The following is a 12,901-nucleotide window of genomic DNA, read 5'->3' as shown; positions in this document are numbered from 1 at the left end:
CAGTGCTTCCAACGACGAGAAGCACTGGGGAGTTTCCTTTGTCACTGGAAGCCAAGAATTAAGATCCGTCAACCTGCCGGAAATAAGCACAGCCGTGAAATCTAGTCCGCAAAAAGATGCAGATTGGGTTTAGGCGGAAAACTAGATCCATCTAAACCCAATCTGCATAAGTCCGAAACATGCGCTCTAACTATCTTGGCATCTTCCGCTCTTTTGGTTCCCAAAGGAGAATCTTCCCAAGATTAACGGTAACCTTCACTGCTATCCTGCGTCTCCTTCATAAGGGAATTAATCCAATCAGCATACGGGAAGATATCTGAGTGCCACATCTTCCCACCCCTACGGTCTTGGCAAGTGGGATTCGCTCCTCCTGCTGTATGGACAGCATAAATAGTGTTTCCGGAGTATATTGCACCGCCGGAGTCTCCAGAGCACGACCAGGCGTCGGTAGTAGCAACGCTCTGGAGAATGTTGGAAAAGCTGCCTGCTTCAAATGAGTACTTATCATAGTACGCAACTACACGAACCTCAGCTGTGGAGGGGAAATCATGGTATCCCCCATACCCAATCAAACTAGCTTCATCATTAAAGGTTAAGGACTTTGTGGGTAGCTCAAAAGAATCAGCATTAATTCCGTCAGAAACTTTAATCAATGCAACATCTTCTGTTTCTCCCTTAGTATATACGTCTTCCACCTTCGCGCTTTGACCGTCATATTGCCTAATGAATCCCGAAGCACTCTGACCATTGAGTCCTTGGACACAGTGACGTGCGGTTATCCAAAAACCATTTCTCAGGTGATTGACCGTGCATCGCTTTTTCATTGTTTTCTCCGATTCTTTTATCCAAAGTTGTCCAACCCGGTCGTCTTGTTGCACAACTTTGCTCGAAGATTTTAGAGAAATCATTTCAGCAGGAAGTCCCTCTCGACCGCTATCCATCAACAGAGTACTTTCAAACTTCATCCCTATAAAAAGGGAGCCAAACACCAAAAGAACAGGTAACAGCGGTGAGAGAAAAGCTAGCTGCATTATGTGGCGCAGGGAGCCAGTCATTTCCTGCCAGAGCGCTCAGCACTCATAGCTCTCGCCAACATCAAAAAGCCGACGGACAGCAAAGAGAAAAATGCTATGGCGCCAATCTCTAAGGTACTAGGATCGTCAAAGCACCTTGGCAGCAGGACAACGACCAGCGCTGCAGAAAAAGCACCGAAGAAAAGAATTGCAGCTTTCATTCCGCACCCCTCAACTAAAGCTTAAAGCATTCGATGACACCGGCGATATCGCCGGTGCCGATGGTGGCAATCGCTCCAATGCAGGCTGCACATACCGCCGCGCCGATAGGCTCTACACCACAGGCTGTTGCACAAGTCGAACCGATCAGTCCAGCAACCACTCCATTAACACCAAGAATGGCACCAATGCACGCGGTCTTCTCTCCCCAGCCCTGTAGCTCAGGGGTGTCAGGATCGGCCTTTGGGACATTTTGGTTAGCCTGAAGGGTGGCTCCGTCAACGTAGTCAATGTCAAGGCCTTCGTCTTTAACAAGCTGATCATCCTTGAATACTTGGACGTTAAACTTGTTGTCAGAGCCTTTTGTATAAAGCGTCTCCGATTGGCCAATTGGAGACGAATGATCTTCCGTCTTGTAGGCAACGGTTATGTTACTGAGGTAATTATATTCTCCCTCGTTCGAATAAGGTACAGTAACGAGATCAAAGCTTTCTCCGTCATCACTCTTTACCGTCGTAACCTTTGTATTGTCGAGATCTAGGCGATCGGCGTCACCATGAGCATGGATTTTTCCCTTACTGACATTTTCCTTAGCGTCTTTTAGAAGTTCCGCTTTGTCTGGAGACTGGGTTGTATCCTTCGTGTTGGATGGGCCATTCGACGCTGCACAAGTACTGTTTGAAGCATTAGCTTCCTTATGTGGCATATCGACAGCGGTAGCAGTAGAAGCAGACCCAATCAAAATGGTGCCGGCTGCAAAGAAAGACATAATCTTGGAAGCAGATTTCAACATGATACCTTCTCCTGGCTCGTTGACGTGAAGTAACTATTGGAAATCGCCGGAAAATACCCTTTTTAGATCATAAATCTACAGAATTGTCAGAAATAGAAAGGGCAATTTCAATAACTTTCCGACGTTAACATGCAGCATACATCATATGAGAATAAATAAATATCTTTCATGTTTAAATTTTAGTTAAACTTATATTTCAATATAGTTAATTAAACTATATTGAAATTCCTTCTACCCTTTAGAATTTAAAGGTGCCTCCACAATTTGAACTCCAGTGCTTCCAACGACGAGAAGCACTGGGGGAGTTTCCTTTTATTGAGAGTCTTCCAGCCGTTCTTTGAGACTGGTGGCTAAGCCTAGAAGTTCGTCCGGGTTATCTGCAGGACACTGTTGGGCCAGATTCCTCTGTGTCGCGCGCACAAACTTGGCGAGTATGCCGGCGTCGCGGGCCAGTGGGGAAGTTGAAGGAAGTTCCGCCAGTATTGCTTGCAGGTGTTTGGCTGCACTGTTGGCGGCGTCTAGTGCGTACTCGTAGTCTCCAGTATCCCCGTGCGCCCCAATAAACAACGCGCACAGGTGCGTGTCCTGGGCTTCATGCACAATGCCAGCCATTGCCGTTCCTTAGTCATGTCGTTTTCCAAGTGGTTTTATTTTTAGTGAACTCTCCCATGTTCCGCGGGGCCTTCATCACCTGCAGAGCAGGAACCCCGATGAAAAACACGATTAGGGTGGTTGCGTCGTGCTAATGCAGTTGCAGAGTGGTCCGTCCTTGACACATAATGGGGACGAACAAAACAATGGTGTATGTGTGTTGTTCAAGGAAACTGTGATGATGGGTTATCACCACCACATTTCAATGTGAACCCACTGAACAGAGAGTCTTTAGTTAGGTGATTGCAGCGCCTGACTAACCCCCAGGGTTGCTCCCTGGGGGTTTTCCTTTTGGGTTGTGGAAGTTTCGCGGAGAGAGTGTCTGATGGTTTGTGTGTGGGCGCCTAACCTGCATGAGGAGATGGACAGTAGAATGACTACTGTGGCACGACGAAATCCGGCTGATAAGGCTAAGATTGATGCGATTGAAAAAGCGTGTCAAGTTGTTTGTGTGTGGGGATCGGATCACAATATCAATCTTGGTAGCACGCTGCACCTGTCAATGTCGGAAGCCTCGAGTGTATCGGGGAGGGGCTTTGAGGGCTTGGGTTACGGCTCTACATACCAAATCAGGAAAATTTAGAAACTTCGGTACATAAAATATTTTAAATTTTCCTATTTTCTAGCGCAGGGTTAAAAGTAAGCCCCTAAGCCCCCACATCAATCAGTATGTCTACCACGCGCAGTATTTCGTCCACTGCCCGTAGACGGGGTTACTGTATCGTACCTATAACCCAGGTTCTGGTAAGAGCGAGCTCCTTCGAACACTCGTGACGTCTTTGGCGGCCACACATACGCCGGCCGAGTTGAACCTGGTGCTCGTGGATTTCAAGGGTGGCGCCACCTTTTTGGGCTGTGATTCGCTACCGCACACCTCGGCGGTGATTACCAACCTGGAGGATGAATCCACGCTAGTAGAGCGCATGCACGATGCTATCTCCGGCGAGATGAATCGCCGCCAGGAGCTGCTGCGTGCGGCGGGTAACTTCGCCAACGTCGATGCCTTCAATGCTTCGGCGTCTGCGGTTGGAAAATTCGGTCCGTTGCCGGCGCTAGTCATCGTGGTCGACGAGTTCTCGGAGTTATTGGGGCAGCATCCTGATTTCGCGGAGCTTTTCGTCGCGGTGGGCAGGTTGGGCAGGTCTTTGCATGTGCACCTGCTTTTGGCATCGCAGCGCCTGGAAGAAGGCCGATTGCGCGGGCTGGATTCGCACCTTTCTTATCGCATCGGTTTGAAAACGTTTTCCGCAGCCGAATCCCGTCAGGTACTTGGTGTCACGGATGCTTATCATCTGCCAGCCCAGCCGGGCGCGGGCTATCTCAAGACGGATGCCGATGCCCCAGTAAGCTTCCAAGCCACGTATGTATCGGGGCCGGTTGAACGCCAAATTCCCGTGGCTGCCGATTCCTCCGGGGAAGGCGAGGCAGCTGCGCATGTCGCGCGCGGGCGAGTCAGCTTTTTCAATGGCTGGCCTGAAAATACGGATGCGGATGCAAAGCCTGCACAACCTGATACGCAGACGGTGGTGGACGATACGCAAACGCTTCTCGACGCTGTGGTCTCCGCCGCCGCCAGCGAGGCACAACGCCGTCAGCAGAAAGCACATCGCATCTGGTTGCCGCCGCTGCCTGATGTAGTGGAGCTTTCCAAGGTGGTGGGCAATACCCGCGAGCAATTGGCAGAACAAGCAGGACCGCCGAACCTGGAAGCGGCGCTCGGCATCATCGATAGGCCATATCACCAGCGCCAGGATCGCCTCCTCGTAAACCTCGCAGAAAAAGGCGGCCATCTAGCCATTTGCGGCGGGCCGCAATCGGGTAAATCCATGGCGTTGCGCAGTCTAGTGAGCACCTTGGCGGTGCTGAACCTGCCTACGCAGGTGCGTTTCTACGTCATCGATTTAGGAGGCGGGGACTTGGCTCCGTTGGAGCGTCTCCCGCATGTCGCCGGTGTGGCTGGACGTGCAGAACCCGAAAAGGTCCGCCGCATCGTGGATGAAGTAGCAGGGCATATTCGGTGTCCAAGTGAGACCCATACTTTTCTGGTCATCGACGGCTGGCACCACATTGGTACGGCTGGTGCGGAATACGAGGATTTATCTGAAGCTATTACCGGCATCGTTGCCGATGGTGCCTCAGCCAATATCCATGTGGCGGTAAGCACGAACCGTTGGACCAGCCTGCGGCCAAACGTGCGTGACCTTATTTCTCAACGATTGGAGCTGCGCCTCGGCGAGGCGATGGACTCGCTCATCGACCGAAAAGCCCAACAAAAACTGCCGAGCGCACCGGGTCGGGGCCTTACTGGGGAAGGCGAGAACATGCTCATTGCGGTAACTGCCAATCAGGACATCGCTCACGTCGGGCGCCTGCATGCGGACTCACTTCCAGCCCCGGCTCTGAAGATGCTGCCGGATAGGCTTGATGAGGTACCCGCTCAAGATGCAGAAGCTGGTATCCCATGGGGAATTGGTGGACCGGATCTCGAGCCGCTCTATTGGAACCCAGACACGACTGCGCATGTTGTCTGCGTGGGCTCTCAAGGCTCCGGAAAATCTACCTTCCTGCGCACCCTGGTTCGTGGAATCGAGGCATTCCCGCGTGAGGAAGCCCGCTTGGTTGTTTTGGACCAGCGCCGCGCCCACCTGGGGGAGTTCAACCCTGAGATGGTCGCGGCCTACGCGGCAAACACCGCCGCCTGCCAACAAGTCATCAGCGATACCGTACGCACCCTGGAAGCCCGAATGCCGGGCGCGGAAGTGACCCCGTCCGAGTTGGCGGCCCGCTCGTGGTGGGAGGGGCCGGAGCTCTATCTAGTCATTGAGGACCTTGATCTCATAAGCGAGATCACTTTGGCGCCGCTCCTTGAGCTGCTTCCGCATGCCCGGGACATTGGCCTCCACCTCATCATCAGCCGCAAGTCTGGCGGAATCTCGCGCGCCTTGTTTAGCCAATTCCTCTCTGCAGTACGTGACCTGCAGCCGGCGGTATTCCTTCTCGATTCCGATCGCGAGGAGGGCACCATTTTCGGACTTAAGCCAGCGGTCCAACCAGCTGGCCGGGGCCAATGGTCCGTCCGCGGGGCGCTTATCGGCATTGCCCAATCTCTCTACACCGAACCAAACCAGGAGAATGACTCATGAATTCCATCTTGACCGGCGACAATCCCGCTACTGGTTGGACAGAAACCGAAACTCTCGTCGTTACCATTTTGGATGCTGCCACCATCTTTGAAGGCCCTGAAACCGTCTACCGTTATGACCTGCCAGGCACGGGCATCGTCGAAGGCTGGGCGTTAAACGCCGTCGTGGAACAATGCGTGAAAATCTGCGGTCCGCAATGGCCGCAGGTTAACGCCGAGGTGATCGTTGATATTTCCGGTACCGCCGTATCTTTCGAAGCGGCAGAAATTCTGCGTCGCCAGCTCGCTGTAACCGGAGTATCCGTAGCTCCCAGTGAGGAAGAAGACTTTGCGAGGCCTGCCTCGCAACCCGGCCCACCAGAGAGTGGGCCACTAGAAAATGAAGCGGTAGAAAACGCTGAATTTTCAGCCGGACAACCGGCACAAATGTTGCGAACAAATAACGGCGAAGAATCCGGTGATAACACCAGCCTTAAGCCAGAAAAACTACGCGTTAAAAAGGACGGCATTGTAAGCAAGGTGGCGCTGCCGGGCTGGTTCGATCCCTTCTACGCCTCCATAGCGGCAATCGTGCTCATTGTCGCTGTCCTTTCATGGTGGGCAGTGGGGCGAAGTACCGAGACTGCACCAGCGGCGAAGGCGGTGCCTTCGGAAGAGGAGGCATCGCCAAGCGCTTCTGCAAAAGAAAGCATGAGCGCTAACACGGAAGATGAGGCACAGCCGGAACTCGCGCCGGGCCAAAAAGAACTCGATGTTGAGGGCATGCACGTGGTCTTGCCCCTTGGATTTCAAACGGAGGTCAAAGACGGGCTCGTCACGGCAACTGGCGAAGACCCCAACCTGCGAATTCTGCTTGCAGCCGATCCACTCTATGCAGTGCCAGCCGACATGCTCTTGAAGGAACTCCATGCCGAAATCGAGGCCGATCCCGCCCTAGGCGAGGCTCACGAAGAAGCAGGCCGGCTTTCTTACACAGAAGACCCCGGAGATGGTTCCAAGATCGCGTGGATGACGTGGGCTGACAAGGACCATCAGCTATCCGTGGGTTGTCATACAAGGTACGAGGCCAACGTGGTGCAAAAGGCTGCCTGCCGCATGGCCGTGGAATCGCTGGTCAAAAAGATCTAAAAAATTTGGCGCTGTGGGAACCGCTTGCGGAAAAGGACAGTCCAATAAAGATGAGAAAGCCGCACTCGGCTTTTTCGGGGGAAATACACACCACTTGAGCCCAAAGGGAGGGGCAAGAAATGACTCAGCTGTTCAAGACTGAAGCCGATGTAATGGTGGCCACCGCTGGCCGCGTGGACACCACCAACGATGAAGTGCAGGGGGAACTGACTCGTCTCCAGGGCGTAGTGGATTCTGTACGAGCTAACTGGGACGGCCGTGCACAGGTCTCCTTCGACAACCTGATGCAGCGCTACAACACCTCGGCGCAGCAGCTGCGCGAGGCACTGACCTCGATTTCTGACAATATCCGTGACAACGCACGTCACTTCGATGACGTCGAGGCCACCAACGCACAGGCATTCAGCAACGTCGGCGGCGCGGGCCTCGCGCTTTAAACACACATCATTGGCAAATACTGGACAAGAAGAAAAGGAAGAAAGCATGTCTGCCATCAAGTACGAATTTGGTGCCATCGCCGGCGCTGCCGCTGATATCAACTCCACCTCCGGCCGCATCAACGGTCTGCTCGGTGACCTGAAATCCACCCTGCAGCCGATGGTTGCTACGTGGGAAGGCGAGTCGGCTGCTGCATATAACGAAGCACAGGCTAAGTGGGATAAGGCAGCGGCGGAGCTCAACACCGTGCTGGCCACCATCTCGAAGACCGTCTCGCAGGGCAACGACGCAATGAGCGACGTCAACCGCCGCGCAGCTGCAAGCTGGGGGTAAAAGCTTTCACGCGCACAAGCGCGCAGCCGGGCCCAGAATTTCACCGTTAGAGCAGGGGTTTCAGGAGGCGAACGCAACCAGCTGCGTGTTGTGGAAAAGTTCCTTGCACTACTTTTGGCAACAGCCTTTAGTGGGGCAGGGGACTTTTGGCGTTTTAGCGGCGTTTTGGGTTTTAAGCTGCGCCCGAGTAGAGTTATAGCCCTATGTGTTCGCGCTGTTTTATAGCGCGCGTTTTCTGCAGGTCCCCACCGGCCGCTGTAGCAAAGCGTTTGGGCATTCATAGCGTTGGCCGGCAGTCCTCAGACAGACTTTCAAGGAGTCATTTTGTCTACTTTCCACCCGAAGAGCGGTGACATCACCCGCAAGTGGTACGTCATCGACGCTACCGATGTGGTACTGGGCAAGCTTGCTTCCACCGTTGCAGACATGCTGCGCGGTAAGCACAAGCCACAGTTCGCACCGAACGTTGATTGCGGCGACCACATCATCATCCTGAACGCGGACAAGATCCACGTTTCCTCTAACAAGCGCGAGCGCGAGATGCGCTACCGTCACTCCGGTTACCCGGGCGGCCTGAAGTCCATGACTCTTGGTCAGTCCCTGGACACCAACCCGGTTCGCGTTATCGAAGAAGCTGTTAAGGGCATGATGCCGCACAACAAGCTTTCCGACGCCTCCATCAAGAAGCTGCACGTCTTCGTTGGTGAGGAGCACCCTTACGCCGGTCAAAAGCCGGAGACCTTCGAGTTTAAGCAGGTGGCACAGTAATGACCGAGCAGAACATCGCAAACGCTGACAACAACGTAGCCGACGCTGCCGACATCGCTGCAGCAACCACTGCGACCGAGGAGTTCACCAACACCATCGGTGATTCCATCGCTACTTCCACCGAGGCAGAGGCTGAGGCCGCTGCTCCGATCCACGAGGGCCCGATCCAGACCGTCGGTCGCCGTAAGCGCGCCGTCGCTCGTGTTCGCCTCGTTGCTGGTTCCGGCGAAATCACCGTTAACGGTCGTTCCTTCGAGAACTACTTCCCGAACAAGCTGCACCAGCAGGACATCCTCCTGCCGCTGACCCTGCTTGAGCGCGAAGGCCAGTTCGACATCAAGGTCACCGTTGCAGGTGGCGGCCCGACCGGCCAGGCAGGCGCTCTGCGTCTGGCTATCGCTCGTGCACTCAACGTCTACAACCCGGCTGACCGCGCTGCCCTCAAGAAGGCTGGCCTGCTCACCCGTGACGCACGTGCCGTCGAGCGTAAGAAGGCTGGTCTGCACAAGGCACGTCGTGCCCCGCAGTACTCCAAGCGTTAATCCTTCGCTTACGTACAGCTCAAGCCGTTGCTTCCTTTTGGAGGCAGCGGCTTTTGCCGTTTTCGCACCCCGCAAGGCTTACCTCATGCTGCGTGGTGGTGGGGCCAACGTGCATAATTGGATCCATGACTCGACTTTTTGGAACCGACGGTGTTCGCGGTCTTGCGAACTCGAAGCTCACCCCAATCTTGGCTCTGCAGCTGGGACAAGCAGCGGCGGAAGTGCTTACCGCCAACCGCGAGTCCTACGAGCGGCGGCCCCTGGCCATCATCGGCCGCGATCCCCGCGTCTCTGGCGAGATGCTGGATGCTGCTATTGCTTCCGGTCTGGCCTCCCGTAGCGTCGACGTCGTGCGGGTGGGCGTTTTGCCCACCCCAGCTATTGCCTTCCTGACCGATGATTATGGGGCAGACCTGGGCGTGATGATTTCCGCATCCCATAACCCGATGCCGGACAATGGAATTAAGTTCTTCTCCGCAGGCGGCAAGAAGCTGCCTGACGACGTCGAGGATCAGATCCAGGCCGCCATGGAGACGCTGACCGAACATGGTCCAACGGGCACCAAGCTGGGCCGCATCATCTCCGAGGCACCAGACGGCCGCGAGCGCTACCTGAAGCACCTAGCGGAGGTCGTTACTACCGACCTCAGCGGCATCAAGGTCGTTGTGGATGCAGCAAACGGCGCCGCCTCCAAGGTCGCACCGAAGGCGTACGCGGACGCGGGTGCTGAGGTCATTGCCATCCACAATAAGCCGAACGCCTTCAACATCAACGAGGATTGCGGTTCTACCCACATCGAGAAGGCCCAGGCGGCCGTCGTCGAGCACGGCGCTGACCTCGGCCTGGCACACGACGGCGACGCTGACCGCTGCCTGGCTGTCGACGCCGAGGGAAACGTCGTCGACGGTGACCAAATCATGGCCCTTCTGGCAGTGGGCATGAAGGAAGAAAATGACCTGCGTTTCAACACCCTCGTTGCAACGGTGATGTCCAATCTCGGACTGAAGCTTGCCATGCAGGAGCAGGGAATTGAGGTCAAGGAGACCGCCGTCGGTGACCGCTATGTCTTGGAAGAGCTCAACCGCGGCGATTATTCGCTCGGTGGTGAGCAGTCTGGTCACTTGGTGCTGCCGGATGACTGCACCACTGGCGACGGCACGCTGACCGGCCTTTCCATCATGGCTCGCATGGCTAAGTCCGGTAAGTCGCTACAGGAGCTGGCTTCCGTGATGACCGTGTTGCCGCAGGTGCTTATCAACGTCCCGGTTTCCGATAAGTCCAGCATCATGGCTTCCCAGGAAGTCCAGGACGCAATCGCTGAGGCCGAGTCTGAGCTCGGCAGCACCGGCCGCGTTTTGCTGCGTCCTTCTGGCACGGAGGAGCTTTTCCGTGTGATGGTTGAGGCAGCTGAAGAAGAGCAGGCACGCAAGGTAGCAGGACGTCTTGCAGCTGTCGTTGCTGCTGTATAAGCAGCCTTTGCGCATAATTTAAAAGCCAGCCTGTGCGGTGAATTTTCCGTGGTGGGCTGGCTTTTGCAATTAGTGGGGAACCGAAGGCGGTTGTGGACAGTCCAATAAGGGCAAGAATGAATCTTGGCAGGCCAAGGAGTGCCCACAGTGACTGACGTATTTTTCGACGAGCAAGATGTATCCCAGCGCTTAAACCGCGTGATTGAGGAAAACCAAGCCCAGCGCAGCGCCCACATGGCGGATGTTCCCGCCTTTTCCCCGGCGGCGGCAGGCCGCGACTTTGCCGGGCAAGGCGCGCGCATCCAGGCCATGTTGGAAAGGCTGCACTCGCGCGGTGTCTGGCGCTTGGATAACATCACCGCCACCGCGGAGGCTGCCCGCGCCCAGATTAAGGAATTCTCTGCCTTGGACGAGGCCAACGCGGCAAGCCTTACCCACGTGGAGCCATCCTTTGGCGGTGGGGTCCGATGAGCACCACGAAGTCTTTGTTAGGGGATTATTCGCAGGCCGTCTCCCAGTTTCAGGCCGCCAGCCAGGGCAGCTATGCAGGCCCCAGCACGCCACTAGATTTGCTGGGCAGCATGATTGGTTCCGTCGATGGAATCAAGCCACAGGAACTGGTGCGCGGTACTTCCGCCGCGATGGGCGGACGCCGGCCTGCCCGCGGTGGCGGTGGGCTGAAAGGCTTCCTAGTGGGAACGGTGCTGAGCATCGCGGGAAATGCCCTGATGGATCACCTCGGCGGAGTACAGAAGGACTTTGAGCAAGAGCGCGACGAGGCCGATGAGCTAACCGGTAAGGCGCAGCAGTGTTCCAATGCCATCGAGGACATCGTCGGTGTTTCGGATACTTCTTTGACGGAGCTGTTTTCCGCGGTGGTGCCGTTGCTCAACATCTTGACGATGATCGCCTCCAAGCACCCACTCGGCCGCTTCATCGTCCCGATTATTTCGTCTATCGGCGCCAACGTCATCGAGCAAACCAATGACATGGTGATGACCACCTGTCGCGACCGGGATTCCGCAATCGAGCAGTGCTACGACAAGTTCGAGGAGTGCTGTTCCAAGGTCTGCGAGCGCGAGCTCCCTAAGACTCCGCCCGAGCCCGCGCGCGGTTGTGAGCCACCGCTTGCCGACGCCCCCTGTCCATCCGCCCCGCCCACCGTCACCGGCCAGCCGCCTGCCGATACCACGCAGCCTGCCCAAACACCGCCGGCCGAAGTGTGCGATGCTCCAGTACCACCTTCGAAGACACCGCCTACCTGCACCACTCCCGCTGGTGCACCACCAGCTCCACCGAATCCTGCACCGAATCCTGCACCGTCTCCCGTGCCGCCTACTGCGCCGCCTACAGTTCCATCTGTAGCGCCACCGGTTGCGACACCGCCGCCGCAGTCGCCGGTTTGCCCGCCTCCTGCAGCTCCTGTTGAGCAGCCTTGTACGCAGCCAGCGCAGGCGCCGGTGGCGCTCGAGCCAATCCAACCTGCACAGACGCCGTGTCCGGAGGAACAGCCGCGGCAGGTTACAGTCCAGCAGGACACCGAAGTACAGCATGACGCCGAAACTAAGCAGGAGACAGCTGAGTGTGAGCAAGAGATAGTCGAGTGTGAGCAGGAAACCACACGGGTAGCCCAACAATGTCCACCGGAGCAGTCGTGCTGTGGTTGCCTCGGCGCATTGGGCGTCGGCATTGCCATCATCGGCGTGGGATTGCTGGCTGCCGCTGCAGCTGAGTGCCTTGAGAATATGCCGATTCCTGAAGAACCATGCCCGGAACCGCCGCCAGCGCCTGAACCGCCGGCACCTGAACCGCCAGCGCCGGAACCATGTCCGCCGCCAGCGCCAGAACCACCGGCGCCTGAGCCGCCGCAGGATGGCGTCATTCCACCTCCGACAGAGCTTGCGGAAGTAGAAGAGCCTACACCGCCGCCGGAGAAGGTTGCGCACATGCAGGCAGCGGGCGCACCAGCGCCGCCGCCACCGTCAGAGCCGGCTCCAGCACCTGAGTCAGGTCCGGCGCCTGAGGCTACGCAAGCACCAGCACCACCGGCTCCGGAGCCAGCACCAGTACCAGAAGATAAAACAGTTCACGCACGGAAGGCAGGGCAGTGGTAATGGCAGCAGTAAATGACGAGTTCGCGGAATTTGCGCGCGGCTTTAGGGAGCGGACTGCCGCTCGCCTCCTCGAATTCGAAAAGGCAATGGCTCAAGCCCAAGACCAACTCGAAAAGTCCGCTGAAAAAGCAACGGCGAGGGCGAAGATGAACACGCGGCAGGCGGCGTCGGCAAGCGAGTCGCGCCAGCACTCCGCCTTCCTAACCCACGGCAAGCGCCGCGGAAGCGGGCAAATCAAATCTGTGCTGCGGCGCAACCAATAGCGGTAAATAAAAAGCCAGCCCGCGTTGT

The 12,901-nt window shown here is 56.3% G+C and carries 13 protein-coding genes and 1 pseudogene; 10 read left to right on the top strand and 4 right to left on the bottom strand.

Translation table 11 applies throughout. The annotated features are described in order from the left end of the window. Window positions 1-242 precede the first annotated feature (242 nt). From HMPREF2888_RS05755 to HMPREF2888_RS05740, 4 genes are all read right to left on the bottom strand, one after another. Window positions 243-1,055, bottom strand: coding sequence for a trypsin-like serine protease (locus HMPREF2888_RS05755; RefSeq protein ID WP_070432358.1), 813 nt, complete (start codon window positions 1,053-1,055; stop codon window positions 243-245). Further along, window positions 1,052-1,234: a hypothetical protein gene (locus tag HMPREF2888_RS05750; protein ID WP_070432357.1), complete on the bottom strand. Its 183-nt coding sequence runs from the start codon at window positions 1,232-1,234 to the stop codon at window positions 1,052-1,054. The genes HMPREF2888_RS05755 and HMPREF2888_RS05750 overlap by 4 nt, the downstream gene beginning before the upstream one ends. Before the next feature lie 14 nt (window positions 1,235-1,248). Continuing rightward, complete coding sequence (locus tag HMPREF2888_RS05745; RefSeq protein ID WP_070518500.1) at window positions 1,249-2,025, bottom strand: hypothetical protein; 777 nt, start codon at window positions 2,023-2,025, stop codon at window positions 1,249-1,251. A gap of 312 nt (window positions 2,026-2,337) precedes the next feature. Beyond that, window positions 2,338-2,637 (bottom strand): hypothetical protein, encoded by a 300-nt coding sequence (locus tag HMPREF2888_RS05740; RefSeq protein WP_239239153.1) that lies wholly within the window; start codon window positions 2,635-2,637, stop codon window positions 2,338-2,340. Between the two features lie 776 nt (window positions 2,638-3,413). On the opposite strand from HMPREF2888_RS05740, the pseudogene eccCb reads away from it, so the two are divergent. The 10 genes and pseudogenes from eccCb to HMPREF2888_RS05690 all read left to right on the top strand — a co-directional run. Next, window positions 3,414-5,819, top strand: a pseudogene (eccCb, locus tag HMPREF2888_RS05735) (type VII secretion protein EccCb); the annotation flags it as partial. Further along, on the top strand, window positions 5,816-6,946 hold the full coding sequence (locus HMPREF2888_RS05730; protein WP_061920579.1) for a type VII secretion-associated protein: 1,131 nt from the start codon (window positions 5,816-5,818) through the stop codon (window positions 6,944-6,946). The pseudogene eccCb and the gene HMPREF2888_RS05730, both read left to right, overlap by 4 nt. Window positions 6,947-7,065: 119 nt before the next feature. Continuing rightward, entirely contained in the window at window positions 7,066-7,383 is a 318-nt protein-coding gene (locus tag HMPREF2888_RS05725) for a WXG100 family type VII secretion target (protein WP_061920581.1), read from the top strand. A gap of 46 nt (window positions 7,384-7,429) precedes the next feature. Continuing rightward, window positions 7,430-7,717: a WXG100 family type VII secretion target gene (locus tag HMPREF2888_RS05720; protein ID WP_061920583.1), complete on the top strand. Its 288-nt coding sequence runs from the start codon at window positions 7,430-7,432 to the stop codon at window positions 7,715-7,717. A gap of 324 nt (window positions 7,718-8,041) precedes the next feature. Then, on the top strand, window positions 8,042-8,485 hold the full coding sequence (gene rplM, locus HMPREF2888_RS05715) for a 50S ribosomal protein L13 (RefSeq protein WP_034656527.1): 444 nt from the start codon (window positions 8,042-8,044) through the stop codon (window positions 8,483-8,485). Next, on the top strand, window positions 8,485-9,027 hold the full coding sequence (gene rpsI / locus HMPREF2888_RS05710; RefSeq protein WP_061920585.1) for a 30S ribosomal protein S9: 543 nt from the start codon (window positions 8,485-8,487) through the stop codon (window positions 9,025-9,027). Before rplM ends, rpsI begins: the two co-directional genes overlap by 1 nt. 125 nt (window positions 9,028-9,152) lie before the next feature. Continuing rightward, on the top strand, window positions 9,153-10,496 hold the full coding sequence (gene glmM, locus HMPREF2888_RS05705; protein ID WP_061920587.1) for a phosphoglucosamine mutase: 1,344 nt from the start codon (window positions 9,153-9,155) through the stop codon (window positions 10,494-10,496). 147 nt (window positions 10,497-10,643) lie between these two features. After that, entirely contained in the window at window positions 10,644-10,967 is a 324-nt protein-coding gene (locus HMPREF2888_RS05700; RefSeq protein WP_061920589.1) for a hypothetical protein, read from the top strand. Beyond that, window positions 10,964-12,610, top strand: coding sequence for a hypothetical protein (locus HMPREF2888_RS05695; RefSeq protein ID WP_070518498.1), 1,647 nt, complete (start codon window positions 10,964-10,966; stop codon window positions 12,608-12,610). Before HMPREF2888_RS05700 ends, HMPREF2888_RS05695 begins: the two co-directional genes overlap by 4 nt. Continuing rightward, complete coding sequence (locus HMPREF2888_RS05690; protein WP_062035835.1) at window positions 12,610-12,873, top strand: hypothetical protein; 264 nt, start codon at window positions 12,610-12,612, stop codon at window positions 12,871-12,873. The genes HMPREF2888_RS05695 and HMPREF2888_RS05690 overlap by 1 nt, the downstream gene beginning before the upstream one ends. The last annotated feature ends 28 nt before the right edge of the window (window positions 12,874-12,901 follow it).

This window comes from Corynebacterium sp. HMSC077D03 (genome assembly GCF_001808545.1).
GTDB lineage: Bacteria > Actinomycetota > Actinomycetes > Mycobacteriales > Mycobacteriaceae > Corynebacterium > Corynebacterium simulans.
Note: the sequence above shows the minus strand (reverse complement) of the source record. Positions and strands in the feature narration are given on the sequence as shown.